Annotated in this window: 31 protein-coding genes; 30 read left to right on the top strand and 1 reads right to left on the bottom strand. The window is 67.8% G+C overall.

Annotated elements, in window-relative coordinates:
- Positions 1 to 10 precede the first annotated feature (10 nt).
- From fusA to KGQ19_RS19715, 4 genes are all read left to right on the top strand, one after another.
- Positions 11 to 2,128, top strand: coding sequence for an elongation factor G (gene fusA / locus KGQ19_RS19700; RefSeq protein ID WP_212010666.1), 2,118 nt, complete (start codon positions 11 to 13; stop codon positions 2,126 to 2,128).
- An 88-nt stretch (positions 2,129 to 2,216) separates the two neighbouring features.
- Entirely contained in the window at positions 2,217 to 3,410 is a 1,194-nt protein-coding gene (tuf, locus tag KGQ19_RS19705; RefSeq protein ID WP_212010667.1) for an elongation factor Tu, read from the top strand.
- A 329-nt stretch (positions 3,411 to 3,739) separates the two neighbouring features.
- Entirely contained in the window at positions 3,740 to 3,958 is a 219-nt protein-coding gene (locus tag KGQ19_RS19710; protein WP_212010668.1) for a hypothetical protein, read from the top strand.
- Positions 3,948 to 4,391, top strand: a complete 444-nt coding sequence (locus KGQ19_RS19715) for a PIN domain-containing protein (protein WP_212010669.1) — start codon at positions 3,948 to 3,950, stop codon at positions 4,389 to 4,391. The genes KGQ19_RS19710 and KGQ19_RS19715 overlap by 11 nt, the downstream gene beginning before the upstream one ends.
- On the opposite strand, the gene KGQ19_RS19720 is transcribed toward KGQ19_RS19715, so the two are convergent.
- Complete coding sequence (locus tag KGQ19_RS19720) at positions 4,380 to 4,565, bottom strand: type II toxin-antitoxin system prevent-host-death family antitoxin (RefSeq protein WP_212010670.1); 186 nt, start codon at positions 4,563 to 4,565, stop codon at positions 4,380 to 4,382. The genes KGQ19_RS19715 and KGQ19_RS19720 overlap by 12 nt on opposite strands.
- Before the next feature lie 136 nt (positions 4,566 to 4,701).
- Between KGQ19_RS19720 and KGQ19_RS19725 the strand changes: the two genes are divergently transcribed.
- From KGQ19_RS19725 to KGQ19_RS19850, 26 genes are all read left to right on the top strand, one after another.
- Positions 4,702 to 5,922, top strand: coding sequence for an FAD-dependent monooxygenase (locus tag KGQ19_RS19725; RefSeq protein ID WP_212010671.1), 1,221 nt, complete (start codon positions 4,702 to 4,704; stop codon positions 5,920 to 5,922).
- Between the two features lie 625 nt (positions 5,923 to 6,547).
- The gene (gene rpsJ, locus KGQ19_RS19730; protein ID WP_012785157.1) at positions 6,548 to 6,856 is read left to right on the top strand and encodes a 30S ribosomal protein S10; all 309 of its coding nucleotides are present in this window, start codon (positions 6,548 to 6,550) and stop codon (positions 6,854 to 6,856) included.
- Positions 6,857 to 6,867: 11 nt separating this feature from the next.
- Positions 6,868 to 7,515 (top strand): 50S ribosomal protein L3, encoded by a 648-nt coding sequence (gene rplC / locus KGQ19_RS19735; RefSeq protein ID WP_194896217.1) that lies wholly within the window; start codon positions 6,868 to 6,870, stop codon positions 7,513 to 7,515.
- A gap of 2 nt (positions 7,516 to 7,517) precedes the next feature.
- Positions 7,518 to 8,171 carry a 50S ribosomal protein L4 gene (gene rplD, locus KGQ19_RS19740; RefSeq protein ID WP_212010672.1) on the top strand — a complete coding sequence of 218 codons (654 nt, stop codon included), beginning with the start codon at positions 7,518 to 7,520 and terminating at the stop codon, positions 8,169 to 8,171.
- The gene (gene rplW / locus KGQ19_RS19745) at positions 8,168 to 8,503 is read left to right on the top strand and encodes a 50S ribosomal protein L23 (protein WP_194896215.1); all 336 of its coding nucleotides are present in this window, start codon (positions 8,168 to 8,170) and stop codon (positions 8,501 to 8,503) included. The genes rplD and rplW overlap by 4 nt, the downstream gene beginning before the upstream one ends.
- Positions 8,503 to 9,339 (top strand): 50S ribosomal protein L2, encoded by an 837-nt coding sequence (gene rplB, locus KGQ19_RS19750; RefSeq protein WP_212010673.1) that lies wholly within the window; start codon positions 8,503 to 8,505, stop codon positions 9,337 to 9,339. Before rplW ends, rplB begins: the two co-directional genes overlap by 1 nt.
- A 12-nt stretch (positions 9,340 to 9,351) precedes the next feature.
- Positions 9,352 to 9,633: a 30S ribosomal protein S19 gene (rpsS, locus tag KGQ19_RS19755; RefSeq protein WP_212010674.1), complete on the top strand. Its 282-nt coding sequence runs from the start codon at positions 9,352 to 9,354 to the stop codon at positions 9,631 to 9,633.
- On the top strand, positions 9,626 to 10,018 hold the full coding sequence (gene rplV / locus KGQ19_RS19760; protein WP_212010675.1) for a 50S ribosomal protein L22: 393 nt from the start codon (positions 9,626 to 9,628) through the stop codon (positions 10,016 to 10,018). The genes rpsS and rplV overlap by 8 nt, the downstream gene beginning before the upstream one ends.
- Positions 10,018 to 10,926 carry a 30S ribosomal protein S3 gene (gene rpsC / locus KGQ19_RS19765; RefSeq protein WP_212010676.1) on the top strand — a complete coding sequence of 303 codons (909 nt, stop codon included), beginning with the start codon at positions 10,018 to 10,020 and terminating at the stop codon, positions 10,924 to 10,926. Before rplV ends, rpsC begins: the two co-directional genes overlap by 1 nt.
- Positions 10,927 to 10,928: 2 nt before the next feature.
- On the top strand, positions 10,929 to 11,348 hold the full coding sequence (rplP, locus tag KGQ19_RS19770) for a 50S ribosomal protein L16 (protein ID WP_012785165.1): 420 nt from the start codon (positions 10,929 to 10,931) through the stop codon (positions 11,346 to 11,348).
- Positions 11,348 to 11,572, top strand: coding sequence for a 50S ribosomal protein L29 (gene rpmC, locus KGQ19_RS19775; RefSeq protein WP_194896210.1), 225 nt, complete (start codon positions 11,348 to 11,350; stop codon positions 11,570 to 11,572). Before rplP ends, rpmC begins: the two co-directional genes overlap by 1 nt.
- A complete protein-coding gene (gene rpsQ / locus KGQ19_RS19780; RefSeq protein ID WP_212010677.1) occupies positions 11,569 to 11,850 on the top strand; it encodes a 30S ribosomal protein S17 in 282 nt (93 codons plus the stop codon). Before rpmC ends, rpsQ begins: the two co-directional genes overlap by 4 nt.
- Before the next feature lie 90 nt (positions 11,851 to 11,940).
- On the top strand, positions 11,941 to 12,309 hold the full coding sequence (gene rplN / locus KGQ19_RS19785) for a 50S ribosomal protein L14 (RefSeq protein WP_194896208.1): 369 nt from the start codon (positions 11,941 to 11,943) through the stop codon (positions 12,307 to 12,309).
- Positions 12,310 to 12,321: 12 nt separating this feature from the next.
- Positions 12,322 to 12,681 (top strand): 50S ribosomal protein L24, encoded by a 360-nt coding sequence (gene rplX / locus KGQ19_RS19790; protein WP_194896228.1) that lies wholly within the window; start codon positions 12,322 to 12,324, stop codon positions 12,679 to 12,681.
- Positions 12,681 to 13,253, top strand: a complete 573-nt coding sequence (rplE, locus tag KGQ19_RS19795; protein WP_212010678.1) for a 50S ribosomal protein L5 — start codon at positions 12,681 to 12,683, stop codon at positions 13,251 to 13,253. The genes rplX and rplE overlap by 1 nt, the downstream gene beginning before the upstream one ends.
- A gap of 4 nt (positions 13,254 to 13,257) precedes the next feature.
- The gene (locus KGQ19_RS19800) at positions 13,258 to 13,443 is read left to right on the top strand and encodes a type Z 30S ribosomal protein S14 (protein WP_012785171.1); all 186 of its coding nucleotides are present in this window, start codon (positions 13,258 to 13,260) and stop codon (positions 13,441 to 13,443) included.
- 95 nt (positions 13,444 to 13,538) lie between these two features.
- Positions 13,539 to 13,937 (top strand): 30S ribosomal protein S8, encoded by a 399-nt coding sequence (gene rpsH, locus KGQ19_RS19805; protein ID WP_212010679.1) that lies wholly within the window; start codon positions 13,539 to 13,541, stop codon positions 13,935 to 13,937.
- A 17-nt stretch (positions 13,938 to 13,954) separates the two neighbouring features.
- Positions 13,955 to 14,497 carry a 50S ribosomal protein L6 gene (gene rplF, locus KGQ19_RS19810; protein ID WP_212010680.1) on the top strand — a complete coding sequence of 181 codons (543 nt, stop codon included), beginning with the start codon at positions 13,955 to 13,957 and terminating at the stop codon, positions 14,495 to 14,497.
- Positions 14,497 to 14,880 (top strand): 50S ribosomal protein L18, encoded by a 384-nt coding sequence (gene rplR, locus KGQ19_RS19815; protein ID WP_212010681.1) that lies wholly within the window; start codon positions 14,497 to 14,499, stop codon positions 14,878 to 14,880. The genes rplF and rplR overlap by 1 nt, the downstream gene beginning before the upstream one ends.
- A 55-nt stretch (positions 14,881 to 14,935) precedes the next feature.
- On the top strand, positions 14,936 to 15,574 hold the full coding sequence (gene rpsE / locus KGQ19_RS19820) for a 30S ribosomal protein S5 (protein WP_230418973.1): 639 nt from the start codon (positions 14,936 to 14,938) through the stop codon (positions 15,572 to 15,574).
- Positions 15,575 to 15,579: 5 nt separating this feature from the next.
- A complete protein-coding gene (rpmD, locus tag KGQ19_RS19825; protein ID WP_012785176.1) occupies positions 15,580 to 15,762 on the top strand; it encodes a 50S ribosomal protein L30 in 183 nt (60 codons plus the stop codon).
- 1 nt (position 15,763) lies between these two features.
- Positions 15,764 to 16,204, top strand: coding sequence for a 50S ribosomal protein L15 (rplO, locus tag KGQ19_RS19830; protein WP_212010682.1), 441 nt, complete (start codon positions 15,764 to 15,766; stop codon positions 16,202 to 16,204).
- A 553-nt stretch (positions 16,205 to 16,757) separates the two neighbouring features.
- Positions 16,758 to 18,104: a preprotein translocase subunit SecY gene (gene secY / locus KGQ19_RS19835; RefSeq protein WP_194896201.1), complete on the top strand. Its 1,347-nt coding sequence runs from the start codon at positions 16,758 to 16,760 to the stop codon at positions 18,102 to 18,104.
- 91 nt (positions 18,105 to 18,195) lie between these two features.
- Positions 18,196 to 18,873: an adenylate kinase gene (locus KGQ19_RS19840; RefSeq protein ID WP_212010683.1), complete on the top strand. Its 678-nt coding sequence runs from the start codon at positions 18,196 to 18,198 to the stop codon at positions 18,871 to 18,873.
- Between the two features lie 51 nt (positions 18,874 to 18,924).
- A complete protein-coding gene (gene map, locus KGQ19_RS19845; protein ID WP_212010684.1) occupies positions 18,925 to 19,752 on the top strand; it encodes a type I methionyl aminopeptidase in 828 nt (275 codons plus the stop codon).
- Between the two features lie 74 nt (positions 19,753 to 19,826).
- The gene (locus KGQ19_RS19850) at positions 19,827 to 20,651 is read left to right on the top strand and encodes a sensor domain-containing protein (RefSeq protein ID WP_212010685.1); all 825 of its coding nucleotides are present in this window, start codon (positions 19,827 to 19,829) and stop codon (positions 20,649 to 20,651) included.
- The last annotated feature ends 650 nt before the right edge of the window (positions 20,652 to 21,301 follow it).

Below are 21,301 nucleotides of genomic sequence, written 5' to 3' on the forward strand. Positions count from 1 at the left end.
GCTGAGCGAAATGGCCCCCAACGCCGTTGACCTGGCCAAGGTCCGCAACATCGGGATCATGGCCCACATCGACGCGGGCAAGACCACGACGACCGAGCGCATCCTGTACTACACCGGGATGAGCTACAAGATCGGCGAGGTCCACGACGGCGCTGCCACCACCGACTGGATGGAGCAGGAGCAGGAGCGTGGCATCACGATCACCTCCGCTGCTGTCACCTGTCACTGGACGGTGGACAACGTCGACAACACGATCAACATCATCGACACGCCCGGGCACGTCGACTTCACCGTCGAGGTGGAGCGCTCCCTGCGCGTGCTCGACGGCGCGGTCGCGGTGTTCGACGGGGTCGCCGGCGTGGAACCGCAGTCCGAGACGGTCTGGCGGCAGGCCGACCGTTACGGCGTCCCGCGGATCTGCTTCGTCAACAAGCTGGACCGCACCGGCGCGGAGTTCCACCGCTGCGTCGACATGATCGTGACCCGGCTGCAGGCCGTGCCGCTGGTCATGCAGCTGCCGATCGGCGCTGAGGCGGACTTCAAGGGCGTCATCGACCTGGTGAAGATGAAGGCCCTGGTCTGGAGTGCCGAGACCAAGCTGGGCGAGGCCTACGACGAGGTCGACATCCCGGACACCCACACCGAGGCCGCCGACGAGTGGCGCGGACGGTTGCTGGAGACCCTGGCCGAGGCCGACGACGAGATGATGGAGCTGTACCTGGAGGGCAAGGAGCCCACCCTGGAGCAGCTGTACGTGGCGATCCGCCGCGCCACCCTCGCCGCCAAGCTGAACCCGGTGTTCTGCGGGACCGCGTTCAAGAACAAGGGCGTTCAGCCCCTGCTCGACGCGATCGTCCGGTACCTGCCCTCGCCGCTGGACGTGGACGCCATCGACGGCCACAAAGTCGGTGACGAGGAGACGGTGCTGCACCGCAAGCCGTCCTCCGAGGAGCCGATGTCGGCCCTGGCGTTCAAGATCATGAGCGACCCGCACCTGGGCAAGCTCACCTTCGTCCGGGTCTACTCCGGCGTCCTGGAGTCCGGTGGCACCTACCTGAACTCCGTGAAGGGGCGCAAGGAGCGCATCGGCAAGATCTACCGCATGCACGCCAACAAGCGTGAGGAGATCGAGTCGGTGGGCGCCGGCGACATCATCGCCGTCATGGGTCTGAAGGACACCACGACCGGCGAGACGCTGTCGGACCAGGCGAACCCGATCATCCTGGAGTCGATGACCTTCCCGGCCCCGGTGATCCACGTGGCCGTCGAGCCGAAGACGAAGTCCGACCAGGAGAAGCTGGGCACCGCGATCCAGCGGCTGGCCGAGGAGGACCCGTCCTTCCAGGTCCGCACGGACGAGGAGACCGGCCAGACCATCATCTCCGGCATGGGCGAGCTCCACCTGGAGATCCTGGTGGACCGCATGCGCCGGGAGTTCAAGGTCGAGGCCAACGTCGGCAAGCCCCAGGTGGCCTACCGCGAGACCATCCGGCGCGCGGTGCCGAAGGTCGAGTACACGCACAAGAAGCAGACCGGTGGTTCGGGCCAGTACGCCTCCGTCATCATCTCGCTGGAGCCGCTTGCGGACGGCGAGCCGGGTGCCGAGGGCTACGAGTTCGTCAACGCCGTCAGCGGCGGCCGCATCCCCAAGGAGTACATCCCCTCGGTGGACGCCGGCTGCCAGGACGCGATGGAGTTCGGCGTGCTCGCCGGCTTCCCGCTGACCGGCGTCAAGGTGACGCTGCTGGACGGCAAGTACCACGACGTCGACTCCTCGGAGATGGCGTTCAAGGTCGCCGGTTCCATGGCGTTCAAGGAAGCGGCCCGCAAGGCCGATCCGGCGCTGCTGGAGCCGATGATGGCGGTCGAGGTCACCACGCCCGAGGACTACATGGGCGAAGTGATCGGCGACCTGAACTCCCGCCGTGGCCAGATCCAGGCCATGGAGGAGCGGTTCGGCTCCCGGGTCGTCAAGGCCCTGGTTCCGCTGAGCGAGATGTTCGGTTACGTCGGGGACCTGCGGTCCAAGACGTCGGGCCGGGCCTCGTACAGCATGCAGTTCGACTCCTACGCCGAGGTTCCCCGGAACGTGGCGGAAGAGATCGTTAAGAAGGCGCGCGGCGAGTAGCCCAAGCCGGTTCACCTAAACAAATCTGTAGAGCCGCCGGGGGCAGCCATCCCTCGGCGGCACCACAACCGTCCAACAGGAGGACATCGTGGCGAAGGCGAAGTTCGAGCGGACCAAGCCGCACGTCAACATCGGCACCATTGGTCACATCGACCACGGTAAGACGACGCTGACCGCGGCCATCACCAAGGTTCTGCACGACGCTCACCCGGACCTGAACCCGTACACCCCGTTCGACCAGATCGACAAGGCGCCCGAAGAGCGTCAGCGCGGTATCACCATCTCCATCGCGCACGTCGAGTACCAGACCGAGGCGCGTCACTACGCGCACGTCGACTGCCCCGGTCACGCGGACTACATCAAGAACATGATCACCGGTGCGGCCCAGATGGACGGCGCCATCCTGGTCGTGGCCGCCACCGACGGCCCGATGCCGCAGACCAAGGAGCACGTGCTCCTGGCCCGCCAGGTCGGCGTCCCCTACATCGTCGTCGCGCTGAACAAGTCCGACATGGTGGACGACGAGGAGATCCTGGAGCTCGTCGAGCTCGAGGTCCGCGAGCTGCTCTCGGAGTACGAGTTCCCGGGCGACGACCTGCCGGTGATCCGCGTCTCGGCGCTGAAGGCGCTGGAGGGCGACCCCGAGTGGAGCGCCAAGCTCATGGAGCTGATGAACGCGGTCGACGAGTCGATCCCGCAGCCCGAGCGCGAGATCGACAAGCCGTTCCTGATGCCGATCGAGGACGTCTTCACGATCACCGGCCGTGGCACCGTGGTCACCGGTCGCATCGAGCGCGGCGTCGTCAAGGTCAACGAGACCGTCGACATCGTGGGCATCCGCAACGAGAAGCAGACCACCACGGTCACCGGCGTCGAGATGTTCCGCAAGCTGCTCGACGAGGGCCAGGCCGGTGAGAACGTCGGTCTGCTGCTGCGCGGCATCAAGCGCGACGACGTCGAGCGCGGCCAGGTCGTGATCAAGCCGGGCACGACCACCCCGCACACCGGGTTCGACGCGAACGTCTACATCCTGTCCAAGGACGAAGGCGGCCGCCACACCCCGTTCTTCAACAACTACCGTCCGCAGTTCTACTTCCGGACCACCGACGTGACCGGCGTCGTGACCCTCCCCGAGGGCACCGAGATGGTCATGCCGGGCGACAACACCGAGATGGCCGTCGAGCTGATCCAGCCGATCGCCATGGAGGAGGGCCTGCGGTTCGCCATCCGTGAGGGTGGCCGCACCGTCGGCGCCGGCCGCGTTGTGAAGATCACGAAGTAAGTACCTTCTGGCCGTCAGGCCACCGCGGTACTGGGAAGGCCCTCGGAGCTTCGGCTCCGGGGGCCTTTCTGTCTGCCTCAGAAGTGAGTGGCGATCCCGAACGCCTGACGCAGCCGGGCCATGTCGTGGCGCCGCCGCCGATCCAGTGGTCGGCACCGGCCTCGGACAGCAGGGTGTGGACCAGGAGCACGTCGTCAGCAGTCATCACGTCCGGCACCGTACCGGAATCGCAGCGTTCTACTTTCGAGTGAATTTCCTGACCGCCTCACGCTCATGAGCGGCAGGGGGGACATTAACTAGATGTAATTCCCCGAACCTCGGAGGTTGGTGTGAAGTATCCACCGTTGCCCGGCGAGACCTTCGACGCTTGGCTGGCCCGGATCCAGCCGCTCCGGCGGAGCGATCTGGACCGGCAGGTCAGGGTGGCCGGCGTGCGGCCGATGACGCTCGATGAGCTGGCCGGCTGGCCGACGTTGTTCGCCTCCGATCGCGAGCACGAGGCCTTCCTGGCCTGGCTGCGTGCGGAGCGGCGGCAGCATGCCGGCTGACCGGCACGGCGGCCCGGAGCGCGGTGCGGACGCGGGCCCCGATCTCATCGCCGCCGATACCGATGTCGCCTCACGCCTGTTCGTGGCCGAGCGGGCGCCGGGCGGGCTCGCGGGCCGGACCGTCGTGTTGCCGTTCACCACGGTGGCCGAGTTGGTCACCTGGCCCGAGCGGCTGTTGTGGGGCCATTCCCGGGCCGAGGAGCTGTGCCAGTGGGTTGATCCACGGCGCATGATCCTCGGGGACGAGACCGTGGCCCGGATCTGGGGCCGCATCACGGTGGCGGCGCAGCGGACCGGGAGCGCGCCGGCGCTGAACCACTGCTGGCTCGCCGCCGGGTGCCTGTCCTACGGCCTGCCGCTGGCCACCGGCGACCCGCGGCCCTACCGGTACTTCGCCGACCGCTACGGCCTGGAGGTGGTCTCAGGCCGGTGACCCGCTCTGCGCCAGCAACTTCTCGCACTCCTCCAGCCACCGCATTCCGACGATCGCCACGACCGGCTCGCCGGCCTCGTCGGTGACGTAGACCGGGTGGCGCGTCAGCCGGGCCTCCTCGACCAGGTCGGGGAACAGGGCGCGGGCGTCGTCGAGGGTGTAGGCGGCTTCCATGGCGCGACGGTATGCCGCACGCCGCCGGGAATCGCGGATCGACACGTTTGTACAATCGTCTTGCACGATTGTTCAAGACGATTGTACAGTCGTCTCATCGAGCACGACAGGGCGGGCGATCCAAGGGAGCACAGCCATGAACAACCGCAGCATCCTCATCTCCGGCGCCGGGATCGCCGGTCCCGCGCTGGCCTACTGGCTGCACCGGCACGGCTTCCAGACGACCGTCGTCGAGCGCTCGGCCTTCCTGCGCGACAGCGGCGGCGCCGTGGACTTCCGCGGTGAGCAGGTGAAGCTGCTGAAGGCGATGGGCATCTTCGAGGCGGTCAAGGCGGCCGAGACCGCGATGGGGGACCAGGTGGTGATCGACAACGCGGGGCGGCCGGTGGTGGCCTTCGACTCGGCCTTCTTCAGCGGCGAGGTCGAGGTCGAGCGCGGGGATCTGGCCCGGATCCTGTATGACGCGACCCGCGAGTACACCGACTACGTCTTCGACGAGTCGATAGTCGGCCTGGAGCAGGGCCCGGACAGCGTCCAGGTGACCTTCGCCAGTGGCGCGACCGGCAGTTACGACCTGGTGGTCGGCGCCGACGGCCTGCACTCCGGTGTGCGCCGGCTGGCCTTCGGCCCCGAGGAGGGGTTCCGTAAGGACCTCGGCTGGGCGATCGCCGGCTTCACCGCGCCGAACACCCTCGGCCTGGACCACGAAGGCCGCATCTACAACGTTCCCGGCTGCGGTGTGATGGCCGCCAGCGCCCGGGATCGGGACCGCCTCGGCGTCGGCTTCGTCTTCCACGCCCCGGGCCTGGTCTACGACCGCCGCGACGCCGAGGCGCAGAAGGAATTGGTCGCCGCCACCTACGCGAACGCGGGGTGGGAGGTGCCGACTCTCCTGAAGGACATGTGGGAGGCCGAGGACCTCTACTTCGACACCCTCAGCCAGATCCACATGGACCGCTGGTCCACCGGTCGGGTCGTGCTCCTCGGCGACGCCGCCTGGTGCGCCGGTCCCGGCGGCAGCGGCACCGGCATGGCGATGATGGGCGCGAACGTGCTGGCCGGCGAACTCGCCGGGTCGGGTGGCGACTTCGCCGCGGCCTTCGCCGCCTACGAGCGGATCCTGCGCCCGGGGGCCAAGATCGGCCAGAAGCAGGGCAAGGGCTCGGGCAACTTCCTGGCGCCGGTCGACGACAAGAAGATCCGCAGCCGCAACAAGGCCTACAAGATGCTGACCCGCAAGCTGGTCGCCGGCTTCTTCAACTGGCTCACCGGCCGGGCCGCGAACGCGGTGGAGTACAAGGAGTACGTGACCGCGGCCACGGTGTCCGCGGCGCCGGAGCCGCGCGTCGCGGCGTGAAGCCGGATCGGCGCCACGTCAGTCGGATCGGCGCCGCCTCAGTCGGGTCGGTATCTGGATCGGCAGGTGCGGGGAGTGCCCCGCGCGAATGTCGACAGTGCCGGCCCGATTCCGGTGGGTGACCAGCGTCGGGGCGTCGATTCCGGCCGGGCGACAGCGTGCCCCATATCACATCTCAAAATAGAACCGTGGTATGCCCACGCCCCGATTTCCCAAAACCCCCAGGCCTGGGCCATACTGTTGAGGTTGCTCGACCGTTCGCGCCCGCTCGCAGGGTGCGCGGGGACTCCAGGCCGTCTTCGGCCGGGGTTCCGTAGCTGGTAGAGCACATTCTCGCGGAATCCGGTTCTGCAGGCGAGGCGATGAGCCACGCCCACGGAATCACTGCGCTCCACCGGGCGACACGCCCGACCGCGTGGACCGGACGACACGGGACAAGCACGACAAGCTTCGCGGGACACACAGGCTGTGGAACGCGTGCGAACCCGGTGGTCGGGTGGGTCCACAACCACCCCGATCCGCCGGGCGCGTTGATGCGAGCAGTCCTCGGCACCGATCGGGGTCGGCCGACGCAGACGCCGGACAACAGGTCCAAGAAAGACGAAGGATAAGGAACCAAGCAGCCATGGCGGGACAGAAGATCCGCATCAGGCTCAAGGCCTACGACCACGAGGTGATCGACTCCTCGGCGAAGAAGATCGTCGAGACCGTGATCCGCACTGGTGCGCAGGTCGCCGGCCCGGTGCCGCTGCCGACTGAGAAGAACGTGTACTGCGTCATCCGCTCGCCGCACAAGTACAAGGACTCGCGCGAGCACTTCGAGATGCGCACGCACAAGCGACTCATCGACATCCTCGACCCGACCCCGAAGACGGTTGACTCGCTGATGCGTCTCGACCTGCCGGCGGGCGTCGACATCGAGATCAAGCTCTAGGCGGCCGGCACATGGGAAAGCAGATTAAGGGCGTCCTGGGCGAAAAGCTCGGCATGACCCAGGTCTGGGACGAGAACAACCGGGTGATCCCGGTGACCGTCGTCAAGGCCGGGCCGTGCGTGGTGACGCAGATCCGCAAGCAGGAGATCGACGGCTACGAGGCCGTGCAGATCGCCTACGGTGCCGTGAAGCCGACCAAGGTGAACAAGCCGGAGGCCGGCCACTTCGCGAAGGCCGGCGTGACGCCGCGCCGCTACACCGTGGAGATCCGGACCACCGACGCCGCCGAGTACGCGCTCGGCCAGGAGATCACCGCCGAGGCCTTCGCCTCCGGCCAGATCGTCGACGTCTCCGGGACCTCCAAGGGCCACGGCTTCGCCGGCGTCATGAAGCGCCACAACTTCAAGGGCCTCGGCGCGGGCCACGGCGTGCAGCGCAAGCACCGCTCGCCCGGTTCCATCGGCGCCTGCGCGACCCCCGGTCGCGTGTTCAAGGGCGTGCGCATGGCCGGCCGCATGGGCTCGGCGCGCGTGACCGTCCAGAACCTCACCGTCCAGGCTGTGGACGCCGAGAAGGGCCTGATCCTGGTCAAGGGCGCCATCCCCGGCCCCAACGGCGGCCTGGTGCTGGTCAAGACCTCGGTCAAGAAGGGAGCCTGACTATGACGCAGGTTGTCTCCGTCGACCTCCCCGGCGAGATCTTCGACGTCCAGACCAACATCCCGCTGATCCACCAGGTCGTGGTGGCCCAGCTGGCGGCGGCCCGTCAGGGCACGCACAAGACCAAGACCCGCGGCGAGGTGTCCGGCGGCGGCAAGAAGCCGTACCGCCAGAAGGGCACCGGCCGGGCCCGTCAGGGTTCGACCCGCGCGCCGCAGTTCGCCGGCGGTGGCGTCGTCCACGGCCCGGTGCCGCGCGACTACGCCCAGCGCACCCCGAAGAAGATGAAGGCCGCCGCGCTGCGCGGAGCCTTGTCCGACCGGGCGCGCGACGGCCGCGTGATCGTGGTGGACGCGCTGGTGGAGGGTCAGACCCCGAACACCAAGTCCGCCGTGGCGCTGCTGAAGGGCGTGACCGAGCACCGCAACGTGCTGGTCGTGCTGCAGCGCACCGACGAGGTCTCCTACAAGAGCCTCCGGAACGTCCCGACCGTGCACCTGATCGACGTCGGCCAGCTGAACACCTACGACGTGCTCGTCAACGACGCCGTCGTGTTCACCCGCGGCGCGTACGACCAGTTCGTGGCCGGTCCCGCCAAGGGGAAGTCCGCCACCGCGGTGGCGTCCTCCCTCGAAGTTGAGGGGAGCGACGCGTGACCAGCAAGTTCGCTGACCGCGGCGTCCTGGCCCGCGACATCATCATCAAGCCGGTGGTGTCCGAGAAGAGCTACGCGCTCCTGGACCAGAACACCTACACCTTCGTCGTCCACCCGGACACGAACAAGATCCAGATCCGCGAGGCCGTCGAGGAGATCTTCGACGTCAAGGTCCTGTCGGTGAACACGATCAACCGCCAGGGCAAGCGCAAGCGGACCCGCTTCGGCGTGGGCCAGCGCAAGAACACCAAGCGCGCGATCGTGACCGTGGACCCCAATCCCGGTGACGGCAAGAAGGGCCGCATCGAGCTGTTTGGAGGGCCGGTTTCCTAATGGGCATCCGTAAGTACAAGCCGACGACCCCGGGCCGCCGCGGCTCCTCGGTCGCCGACTTCGTCGAGATCACCCGGAGCACCCCGGAGAAGTCGCTGGTCGTCCCGGTCCACAGCAAGGGCGGCCGGAACAGCAACGGACGTATCACCGTCCGCCACCAGGGTGGCGGCCACAAGCGTGCGTACCGTCTGATCGACTTCCGCCGCCACGACAAGGACGGCGTGCCGGCCAAGGTCGCGCACATCGAGTACGACCCGAACCGCACCGCGCGCATCGCGCTGCTGCACTACGCGGACGGCGAGAAGCGCTACATCCTGGCTCCGAAGAACCTGAGCCAGGGCGACCGGATCGAGAACGGTCCCGGCGCGGACATCAAGCCCGGCAACAACCTGCCGCTGCGCAACATCCCGACCGGTACCACGATCCACGCGATCGAGCTCCGTCCGGGCGGCGGCGCGAAGATGGCCCGGTCCGCCGGTGCCAGCGTCCAGCTGGTCGCCAAGGACGGCGGCTTCGCGCAGCTGCGCCTGCCCTCCGGCGAGATCCGCAACGTCGACATGCGCTGCCGCGCCACGGTCGGCGAGGTCGGCAACGCCGAGCAGTCGAACATCAACTGGGGCAAGGCCGGCCGCATGCGCTGGAAGGGCAAGCGCCCGACCGTCCGCGGTGTGGCGATGAACCCGATCGACCACCCGCACGGTGGTGGTGAGGGCAAGACCTCCGGTGGCCGCCACCCGGTGTCCCCGTGGGGTCAGAAGGAGGGCCGTACCCGCAAGCCGGGCAAGGCCTCCGACAAGTACATCGTCCGCCGTCGCAAGTCCAACAAGAAGCGCTAGGAGGAGGTTTAGATGCCGCGCAGTCTCAAGAAGGGCCCCTTCGTCGACGGCCACCTGATCAAGAAGGTGGACGCCCAGAACGCGAAGAACACCAAGAACGTCATCAAGACCTGGTCCCGGCGCTCGATGATCGTGCCGGACATGCTGGGTCACACCATCGCCGTGCACGACGGCCGCAAGCACGTCCCGGTGTTCATCACCGAGGCCATGGTCGGCCACAAGCTCGGTGAGTTCTCCCCGACCCGTACGTTCAAGGGTCACGTGAAGGACGATCGGAGGTCGCGCCGTGGCTGAGAACAAGGCCAAGGACCTCGCGGGCAACGAGGCTATTGCCCAGGCGAAGAACATCCGCATGACCGCCATGAAGGTGCGCCGGGTCGTGGACATGGTCCGCGGCCAGGACGTGGAGCAGGCGCTGGACACCCTGCGCTTCGCCCCGTACGCCGCCGCCGAGCCGGTCTTCAAGTGCGTCGCGTCGGCTGCCGCCAACGCCCGCAACAACAAGAAGCTCAACGGCCAGTTGGTCATCACCGAGGCCTACGTGGACGAGGGTCCGACCCTGAAGCGGTTCCGGCCGCGTGCTCAGGGCCGCGCCTACCGCATCCGCAAGCGGACCTCGCACATCACGATCGTGGTCAGCGAGACCGCGGGCGTCGCGCAGAAGGGCAGGACCCGATAGTGGGCCAGAAGGTTAACCCGCATGGGTTCCGCCTCGGCATCACCACGGACTTCAAGTCCCGGTGGTACGCCGACAAGCTGTACAAGGACTACGTCAAGGAAGACGTCGCGATCCGCCGCCTGATGACCGACGGCATGGACCGCGCGGGCATCAGCAAGGTGGAGATCGAGCGCACGCGTGACCGCGTCCGCGTCGACATCCACACCGCGCGTCCGGGCATCGTCATCGGCCGCCGCGGCGCCGAGGCCGACCGCATCCGCGGCAAGCTCGAGAAGCTGACCGCCAAGCAGGTCCAGCTGAACATCCTCGAGGTGCGCAACCCCGAGAGCGACGCTCAGCTGGTCGCGCAGGGCATCGCGGAGCAGCTGGCCCAGCGCGTGGCGTTCCGCCGCGCGATGCGCAAGGCGATCCAGTCCTCGATGAAGGCCGGCGTCAAGGGCATCAAGGTCCAGGTCTCCGGTCGTCTGGGCGGCGCCGAGATGAGCCGTTCGGAGCAGTACCGCGAGGGTCGCGTGCCGCTGCACACGCTGCGCGCGAACATCGACTACGGCTTCTACGAGGCCAAGACCACCTTCGGCCGGATCGGCGTGAAGGTCTGGATCTACAAGGGCGATGTCACCTCGCTGTCCGCTCAGCGTGCGCTGAACGCCGCCGAGGCCCGTGCCGGGCGTCCGCAGCGTGATGGCGACCGCCGTGGCGGTGGCCGTGACGGCGGCGGCGGCGGTCGCGACGGTGGCCGTGGCCCGCGTCGTGACGGCGGCGGCGGTGGCCGTGGCCCGCGTCGCGAAGGCGGCGCCGGCGGCGGTCGCGACGGCGGCCAGCAGAACCAGGCTCAGGCTTCGGCTCCGACGGCGGAGGCCCCGGTGGCCGAGGCCTCGACCGAGGCTGCTCAGAACAAGGAGGCGTGACGATGCTGATCCCTCGGCGGGTCAAGCACCGCAAGCAGCACCACCCCGGTCGCTCCGGCGCCTCCAAGGGCGGCAACAACCTGGCGTTCGGCGAGTACGGCATCCAGGCGCTGACCCCGGCGTACGTGACCAACCGGCAGATCGAGTCCGCTCGTATCGCCATCAACCGGCACATCCGCCGTGGTGGCAAGGTGTGGATCAACATCTACCCGGACCGTCCGCTGACCAAGAAGCCGGCCGAGACCCGCATGGGTTCCGGTAAGGGCTCGCCCGAGTGGTGGGTCGCGAACGTCAAGCCCGGCCGGGTGCTCTTCGAGCTCTCGTACCCGAACGAGGAGCGCGCACGCGAGGCCCTGCTTCGCGCGACGCACAAGCTCCCGCTCAAGTGCCGGATCATCAAGCGTGAGGCAGGTGACATCTGATGGCGACCGGGACCACCGCGCGCGAACTGCGCGAACTCGGCGACGCCGAACTGCTGGAGAAGCTCCGTGAGAGCAAGGAGGAGCTGTTCAACCTCCGCTTCCAGCAGGCCACCGGCCAGCTTGAGAACCACGGCCGCATGCGCGCCGTGAAGAAGGACATCGCTCGCATCTACACCTTGATGACAGAGCGTGAGCTCGGCATCAGTACTGAGGAGGCGAAGTGAGCGAGCAGGCGGTGGAGAACACCGAGGAGCGTGGCGCGCGCAAGGTGCGTGAGGGCTACGTCGTGAGCGACAAGATGGAGAAGACCATCGTCGTTCTCGTCGAGGACCGCAAGACGCACCCCAAGTACCGCAAGGTCGTGCGCCGCACCACCAAGCTGAAGGCCCACGACGAGCAGAACACGGCCGGCATCGGCGACCGCGTCCTGCTCATGGAGACCCGGCCGCTCTCGGCGACCAAGCGCTGGCGCCTGGTCGAGGTTCTCGAGAAGGCCAAGTAACCAGTCCGTTCGGCCAGGCACCGCGGATCGGCCGCGGGATTCGAACCCCGCGGCCCTGCGGTGAACCGGCACGACGAAGGAGATAGATAAGTGATCCAGCAGGAGTCGCGGCTCCGGGTCGCCGACAACACGGGTGCGAAGGAAATCCTCTGCATCCGCGTGCTCGGTGGCTCCAGCCGCCGCTACGCCGGAATCGGCGACGTCATCGTCGCCACCGTCAAGGACGCTCTGCCCGGCGCGGGCGTCAAGAAGGGCGACGTCGTCAAGGCGGTCGTCGTGCGCACCGTCAAGGAGCGCCGGCGTCCCGACGGCTCGTACATCCGCTTCGACGAGAACGCGGCCGTCCTGATCAAGGACGGCGGGGACCCGCGCGGGACCCGCATCTTCGGCCCGGTGGGCCGTGAGCTGCGCGAGAAGCGCTACATGCGCATCGTCTCGCTCGCCCCGGAGGTGCTGTAAGCCATGGCGTCGCTGAACATCAAGAAGGGTGACCTGGTCCAGGTCATCACCGGCAAGGACAAGGGTCTGCAGGGCAAGGTCATCCAGGCCTTCCCGGAGACCGAGAAGGTCCTGGTCGAGGGTGTCAACCGGGTCAAGAAGCACACCAAGGTCGGCCAGTCCGTCCGCGGGAGCAAGACCGGCGGCATCATCACCGTCGAGGCCCCGGTCCACGTCTCCAACGTGATGCTGGTCGTCGAGCACGAGGGCGCCAAGGTCGTCACGCGCGTGGGTTACCGCCGCGTGGAGGAGGAGCGCACGCTCGCCGACGGTTCGAAGAAGACCGTCACGCGCAGCGTTCGTTACGCCAAGCGCACCGGTAAGGACATCTGATGACTGTGACTGAGACCCAGACCGCGGTGCAGCCGCGGCTGAAGCTGCGTTTCCGCTCGGAGATCGCCCCGGCGCTCAAGGAGCAGTTCGGCTTCCCGAACGTCATGCTGATCCCCGGTCTGACCAAGATCGTCGTGAACATGGGTGTCGGCGACGCCGCCCGTGACTCCAAGCTGATGGACGGCGCCGTCCGCGACCTCGCGGCGATCACCGGCCAGAAGCCGACCGTGACCCGGGCCCGCAAGTCCATCGCGCAGTTCAAGCTGCGTGAGGGCCAGCCCATCGGCGCGCACGTCACGCTGCGCGGCGACCGGATGTGGGAGTTCTGCGACCGGCTGGTGTCGATCGCGCTGCCCCGTATCCGCGACTTCCGCGGTCTGTCGCCCAAGCAGTTCGACGGCCGGGGCAACTACACCTTCGGTCTGAACGAGCAGTCGATGTTCCACGAGATCGACCAGGACAAGATCGACCGCGTGCGCGGCATGGACATCACCGTCGTGACGACCGCTCGCAACGACGATGAGGGTCGCGCGCTGCTGCGTCTCCTCGGATTCCCGTTCAAGGAGGCGTGAGCAAATGGCGAAGAAGGCCCTGATCAACAAGGCTCTCGCGAAGCCGAAGTTCAAGGTGCGCGGCTACACCCGCTGCTCCAAGTGCGGCCGTCCGCACTCGGTCTACCGCAAGTTCGGCCTGTGCCGGGTTTGCCTGCGCGAGATGGCGCACGCCGGCGAACTGCCGGGCGTCACGAAGAGCTCCTGGTAACTACTACACGCCGCAGGTCCCCGTGTATGTGCGCTCCTATCGGAAGAGCGTGAGCAGCGCGGGGATACCACGGCGAGGAAGGCCTACGGCCAACTATGACCATGACCGACCCGATCGCGGACATGCTCACCCGGCTGCGGAACGCCAACTCGGCGTACCACGACCAGGTGACCATGCCGTCGAGCAAGATCAAGACGCACATCTGCGAGATCCTCAAGCAGGAGGGCTACATCGCCTCCTGGAAGGTCGAGGACGCGGAGGTGGGCAAGTCCCTCACCATCGACCTGAAGTTCGGGCCGAACCGTGAGCGCTCCATCGCCGGTATCAAGCGGATCTCCAAGCCGGGTCTGCGTGTCTACGCGAAGTCCACGAGCCTGCCTCGGGTTCTGGGCGGACTCGGCGTCGCCATCATCTCGACTTCGACCGGTCTGCTGACCGACCGCCAGGCCGCCCGCAAGGGCGTCGGCGGCGAAGTCCTCGCCTACGTCTGGTAAGGGAAGGAGGAGTAGCAATGTCTCGTATTGGACGGCTGCCGATCCCGGTTCCCACCGGCGTCGACGTCACCATCAACGGCCAGGACGTGACCGTCAAGGGGCCCAAGGGCACCCTGTCGCACACCGTCGTGACCCCGATCACGATCTCCAAGGGCGAGGACGGCAATCTGGTCGTCGCGCGCCCGAACGACGAGCGGGTCGCCAAGGAGCGCCACGGTCTGTCGCGGACTCTGGTCAACAACATGATCATCGGCGTGACCCAGGGCTACACCAAGCAGCTGGAGATCTCCGGTGTCGGTTACCGCGTGACCGCCAAGGGCAAGGACCTCGAGTTCGCCCTCGGCTACAGCCACTCGGTGCCGGTCCCGGCCCCCGATGGCATCACCTTCGCCGTGGAGAGCCCGACCAGGTTCTCCGTGTCCGGGATCGACAAGCAGCTGGTGGGCGAGACCTGCGCCTACATCAAGAAGCTGCGCAAGATCGACCCCTACAAGGGCAAGGGCATCAAGTTCACCGGCGAGGTCATCCGCCGCAAGGCCGGAAAGGCTGGGAAGAAGTAATGGCTTTCGCAGTCAAGATCGGCAAGGGTTCGGCGAAGAAGCGCAACGCCGTCAAGCGGCGCCACCTGCGCGTCCGCAAGAAGGTCGCCGGCACCGCCCTGCGGCCGCGCCTGGTGGTCACCCGCTCCTCGCGCCACATGGTGGCGCAGGTCGTGGACGACGTCACCCGCGTGACGCTGGCCTCCGCCTCCACCATGGAGGATGGCCTGCGCACCGGCGAGGGCGACAAGACCGCCAAGGCCAAGGAAGTCGGCAAGCTCGTCGCCGAGCGGGCCAAGGCCAAGGGTGTCGGCACGGTCGTCTTCGACCGTGGCGGCAACAAGTACCACGGCCGGGTGGCCGCGGTGGCCGACGGCGCCCGGGAAGCGGGGCTGGAGCTGTGAGGCTTGTGCCGAACAAGGCAGACAACGGGTATTCAACGAACGGAAGGAGCCTCTGATGGCTGGTCCGCAGCGCCGCGGAGGCGGCTTCGGTGGTCAGAACAACCAGGGCGGCGGCGGCGAGGGCGGCAACAACCGCCGCGAGCGCCGGGACCGTCGCGGCGACCAGGCGCCGGTTGAGAAGTCGGCGCACATCGAGCGCGTCGTCACCATCAACCGGGTGGCCAAGGTCGTGCGCGGTGGCCGCCGCTTCAGCTTCACCGCCCTGGTGATCGTCGGCGACGGCGATGGCACCGTGGGCGTCGGCTACGGCAAGGCGAAGGAAGTCCGCGACGCGATCGCCAAGGGTGTCGAGGAGGCCAAGAAGAACTTCTTCAAGGTCCCCCGCATCCAGGGCACCATCCCGCACCCGATTCAGGGCGAGCGCGCCGCCGGCGTCGTTCTCCTGAAGCCGGCCGCCCCCGGTACCGGCGTCATCGCCGGCGGTCCGGTGCGCGCCGTGCTGGAGTGCGCGGGCGTCCACGACGTGCTGAGCAAGTCGCTCGGCTCGGACAACCCGATCAACATCGTCCACGCGACCGTGGCGGCTCTGAAGGGCCTGGTGCGCCCCGAGGAAGTCGCCGCGCGCCGCGGGCTGCCGCTGGAGGACGTGGCCCCGGCCGCCCTCCTGCGCGCCCGCGCCGGTGTGGGGAGCTGAGAGACATGGCCCGTTTGAAGATCACGCAGACCCGCTCGAAGATCGGGACCAAGCAGAACCACCGGGACACCCTCCGGTCGCTCGGTCTGAAGCGGATCAACGACACCGTGGTGAAGGAAGACCTGCCGCAGTTCCGCGGCATGGTCCACACCGTTCGCCACCTGGTCAAGGTCGAGGAGGTCGACTGACATGACACTGAAGGTCCACCACCTCCGCCCGGCCCCGGGCGCCAAGACGCCGAAGACCCGCGTGGGTCGCGGTGAGGGGTCCAAGGGCAAGACCGCCGGCCGCGGTACCAAGGGCACCAAGGCCCGCTACCAGGTCTCGGCCCGCTTCGAGGGCGGCCAGATGCCGCTGCACATGCGGCTGCCGAAGGCCCGGGGCTTCAAGAACCCGTTCAAGGTGACGTTCCAGGTCGTGAACCTGGACAAGCTGTCGGCGCTGTACCCGGCCGGCGGCGAGGTCACCGTCGAGGACCTGATCGCCAAGGGCGCGGTCCGCGACAACGAACTGGTCAAGGTACTCGGGACCGGCGAGATCTCGGTCGCCCTGCAGGTGAAGGTTCACGCCTTCTCCGCCTCCGCGAAGGAGAAGCTGGCTGCCGCCGGCGGCTCCGCCGAGGAGATCTGAGCAGAGCAGTACTAAACGTGATGGGCGCTGTCCGGGCCGGAAGGTTCGGGCGGCGCCCATCACGCGTGTGGCCCGCGCCTGTCGCGTGTGGCGTGTCCATGTCGATGTGTGGCGCGTCTATATAGATAGGTGAGGCCGAGCGTCGCGTTGCCAGCCGATCGCACGATCGGTCGGGCGATGTTCAAGCACACAAAGGGGATCGCGCAGCGTAGTGCGCCTGTGCCGGGTACACCGGCACGGTTTCGGTCTTCCCGGCCCGGACCTGGGCCGTGGGCGCCGAAGACGTCCTGCGTGTGCCCGGTGGCAAGGCCGGATCAGCCGGCTGTGAGGGTTCGCCGCCTCCACCCCCGGTCACCTGTCAGCCACCGACCGCCCAAGCCCCCCACCCGACGCTCGCCATCGCGCTCCTGCTATGCGTAAGATGGCGCAGGTCGGCCATCACCCCGACCCGACCCCGCGTGCCCTCGCCAGCCCCGCGTACCAGCGTGGAGCCGGCAGGACCGCGGTCATCAGGACCCTTTGACAATCTGTCGCGTCAAGGCGCAGGAGGACCATGCTCACCGCATTCGCTCGGGCGTTTCGTACGCCCGACCTGCGCAAGAAGCTGCTCTTCACGCTGGCCATCATGGCCCTGTTCCGGCTGGGCGCCCATATCCCCGCGCCGGGCGTGGACACACACACCCTGAGCCAGTGTGTGGGCATCAGCAAGGCCAACGGCCAGAGCAACGGCGCGCTGGGCCTGATCAACCTGTTCTCCGGCGGCGCGTTGCTGCAGCTGTCGATCTTCGCGCTGGGCATCATGCCCTACATCACCGCGTCGATCATCCTGCAGCTGCTGACCGTCGTGATCCCGCGCCTGGAAGCCCTCAAGAAGGAGGGCCAGGCCGGCCAGACGAAGATCACGCAGTACACCCGGTACCTGACCATCGGGCTGGCGGTCCTGCAGTCGACCACGATGCTCACCCTGATGAAGAACAACCCGAGCGCGCTGCTCGGCCCGGGGTGTTCCGGCTCGAACGTGATCTTCACCAAGGTCAACTGGGCCGGCATGGGCGTCATGGTGATCACCCTGACCGCGGCCACCACGCTGATCATGTGGCTCGGCGAGCTGATCACCGACCGCGGCATCGGCAACGGCATGTCGCTGCTGATCTTCACCTCGATCACCGCGAACTTCCCGTCCTCGCTGTGGTCCATCAAGCAGGCCAGCACCACCATGAACGGCTGGCCGGTGTTCTTCGGCGTGCTGCTGATGGGCATGGTCATGGTCGGCGCGGTGGTCTTCGTCGAACAGGGCCAGCGCCGGATCCCGGTGCAGTACGCCAAGCGCATGGTCGGCAGGCGGATGTACGGCGGGTCCTCGACCTACATCCCGATGAAGGTGAACCAGGCCGGCGTCATCCCGGTCATCTTCGCCTCCTCGCTGCTCCAGCTGCCGCTGATGATCGCGAACTTCACGAACCCGAACGCCCAGAAGGGGTGGGCGCACTGGGTGAACAAGGAGTTCGGGATGAGCACCAACGGTTACTCGCTGACCTACTCCATCGCGTACTTCCTGCTGATCCTCGGCTTCGCCTTCTTCTACGTCTCGATCACCTTCGTCCCGGACGAGATCGCGGACAACATGAAGAAGTACGGCGGCTTCATCCCGGGTATCCGGGCCGGCAAGCCCACCGCCGAGTACCTGCAGTACGTCTCCACCCGGGTCACCTGGCCCGGTGCCCTGTACCTGTCGATCATCGCGATCATCCCGATGATCGCGCTGGCCGAGCTGCACGCCAGCGGTAAGTTCCCGTTCGGCGGCACCACGATCCTGATCATGGTGGGTGTGGGCCTGGAGACCGTGAAGCAGATCGAGTCCCAGCTCCAGCAGCACAACTACGAAGGCTTCCTGCGGTGACGGCGGTGATGACGACGGCGTCGACGCGCCTCACCCGAAGCGGGCGGCACTCGGCCGTCCGTCCCACTGACGCCGAAGGGTTCCTCATCTAGTGCGTATCGTTCTCGTCGGACCGCCGGGTGCGGGCAAGGGCACGCAGGCCTCGTTCATCGCCTCGCACCTGGGCGTACCGAAGATCAGTACCGGTGACATCTTCCGGGCGAACATCTCGCAGGGCACCCCGCTGGGCGTGAAGGCCAAGGAGTACCTGGACGCCGGCCAGTTGGTGCCGGACGAGCTCACCATAGACATCGTCCGCGACCGGCTCGGCCAGGCGGACGCGGCGGGCGGTTTCCTGCTCGACGGCTTCCCGCGCAACGTCGCGCAGGCCGAGGAGCTGGACAAGATCCTGGCCGACAACGGCGTCTCGCCCTCGGCCGGCAAGGCCTACCTGGACGTCGTGCTGGACCTGGAGGTGGACAACGACGAGGTGATCAAGCGGATCTCCGGCCGCCGGCTGTGCCGCAACGACTCCGGGCACATCTTCCACGTCGACTACAGCCCGTCCAAGGCCGGCGACAAGTGCGACATCTGCGGTGGTGAGCTCTACCAGCGCTCGGACGACGCCGAGGACGTGGTGCGCACCCGCCTGGAGGTCTACGCCGCCGAGACCGCCCCGATCATCGACTACTACCGCGAGCAGGGCGTGCTGACCACGATCAACGCCACCGGCGAGGTCGACGTCATCACCGAGCGCGCGTTCGCGGCGGTCGACGCCGCCCGCGGCTGAGGCACGACAGCCCGGCCGTACCCTCCCGCAGTCCCGAAGGAAATCCCACACATGCACGCCCACGGTGACGACGACGGCATCATCGAGCTGAAGACCGCCGAGCAGTTCCAGGCTATGAAGCAGGCCGGTCTGGTCGTCTCCCGCACGCTGGCGCTGCTGCGCTCGGCGGTCCGGCCGGGCATCACCACCGGTGAGCTGGACCGGATCGCCGAGGAGTCCATCCGCTCCCAGGGCGCCGCGCCGTCCTTCCTGGGCTACGGCGACTTCCCCGGCTCGATCTGCGCCTCGGTCAACGAGGAGGTCGTGCACGGCATCCCCGGCTCGCGCACGCTGCGCGAGGGCGACCTGATCTCCATCGACTGCGGCGCGATCATCCCGGCCGACCCGGCCCAGGCCGCGACCGGCCGCTGGAACACCCGGGGCTGGCACGCGGACGCGGCGATCACCGTCCCGGTCGGCGAGGTGGCCCCGGAGCTCACCGAGCTGTCCCGGGTCACCGAGCAGGCGATGTGGGCCGGCATCAACGCGGTCAAGGAGGGCGTCGCCCTCAACGACGTCTCCACCGCGATCGACGGCTACACCCGCTCGCAGCCCCGCCGCTACGGCATCGTCCGCGACTACGGCGGCCACGGCATCGGCTCGGCCATGCACATGGCGCCGATGGTGTTCAACTACCCGGTCCGCGGCGAGCGCACGGTCCTGACCACCGGCATGGCGATCGCCATCGAGCCGATGCTGACCCTGGGCAAGAACAAGACCCGGGTGCTGGCCGACGACTGGACGGTCGTGGCCAAGGACGGGTCCCACGCCGCACACTGGGAGCACACGGTCGCCCTGACCCCCGAGGGCATCGTGGTGACCACTGCTCCGGAAGAGTGACGACAGACCCAGTGACCGACAGGGCCCCGCGCACCAAGCCACCCACCGGCCCCGACCCCGGCGGACGACGAACCATGGCTCGTGACCGAACGGCCGCCCTCGCCGCCGCGGCGCTGCTGGCCCTGGGCACCGCGGCCGGCTGCGGCGCCGGCAAGAGCGCGGCCAAGCCCGCCGCCTCGCACCCGGCGGCGCCCCCGGCCCGGCCCACCGCGGCGGACCTGCACGCCCGCCTGCTGACCCTGGCCGACATGCCACCGGGCTTCATCACCGACGACGGCACCGACGACGCCAACGGCACCATGTCGTCCGCCGACCCAGCCTGCCGCCCGATGACGGACCTGATGAACACCGAAGGCCACCCCTCCGGTGCCCTGGTCACCGCCAACACCTCCTTCACCCGCTCCCAGTTCGGCCCCAACATCGCCACCGGCCTGGCCGGCTTCGCCACCCCCGAAGCAGCCCAGCGACTCCTGGCCACCGTCACCGAAGCGATGCGCAGCTGCACCAAACTCACCGAGACCGACAAAGACGGCAGCACCTACGACTTCCTGGTAGCGCAACTCCCCTTCCCACCCACCGGCGACGCCAGCGCCGCAATCCGCATCACCGCCGACATAGACGACCTCCCGGCCCAGGTGGACCTGGTACTGACCCGGGTCGGCAGCACCCTGCTGTACGTCGCCGACACCGGCTTCGGCGACGGCGACCCGGACCTGACGCAGCAGGTGGTGAGCCGGGCGGTGGCGAAGGTGGAGGACCCGGGGGCGGCGGATTTCGGGGCTGGGCCGGTGACGAGTTCGGGGTCGGCTCAGGCTGCGGCGGTTGGGGTTGGGGTTGGGGCTAAGACTGAGGCTGAAGCTGGGGCTAAGACTGAAGCTGGGGCTTTGCGGCTCGGCTGATCACAGAGGGTGGATTCGCCGAGTTGAGCTGCTGCTTCGCCAGCCGAAGCCCGGGGATCGCTCGCCGAACTCTTCCCGATCGCAGGGGCTTGATCTTCGCTGGCGGAAGTCGGCGCCGTTCGCGCTGCGCAGTCAGATCCGGTCTCCGCGTCAGTGCCTTGTCAGGCAACCTTTGCCTGGTGGTTCACGACGCGCCGGTCGCTGGGCGGGATCTGTTGGTGGCTGGCTCTGCGGGCCGGGTTGCGGTTTGGTTGTGGGTTTCAAGGCTTTTTACGGCCTTCGGTCATAGTTGTGCCGGTTCGGGGTTCGGGTCGGCGAGTCTGTTTGTCGGCTGCCGGTTCCCGCGTTCACAACCCCGCCCCACCTCAGGCCTCTTCAACTCCAGCAAGTCCGGGCAAGGGTAAGATCAACAGCAAGACCCCAAGCTAAGGTCAAGGTCAAGGGCTGTGATGAAGGGCCGGGCCTCCGGCGGGCCTCGGCAACCTCAGGGAAACTAGCGCGGTTCCCTAGGGTGGCCGATCTAGTCTCAGCGGCTGCGGTTTGTGGGGTGGTGCGGTCCGTTCCCCTCGGTCGCGTCGTCAGCCCGGGGGGTACAGCACCGGTGTCCGGGGGTAAAGTCCGCGCGCGGCGGACATGCAGGTAGGCGGCGG

The sequence above is a fragment of the Catenulispora pinistramenti genome (assembly GCF_018274385.1).
In the GTDB taxonomy this organism is placed as follows: domain Bacteria; phylum Actinomycetota; class Actinomycetes; order Streptomycetales; family Catenulisporaceae; genus Catenulispora; species Catenulispora pinistramenti.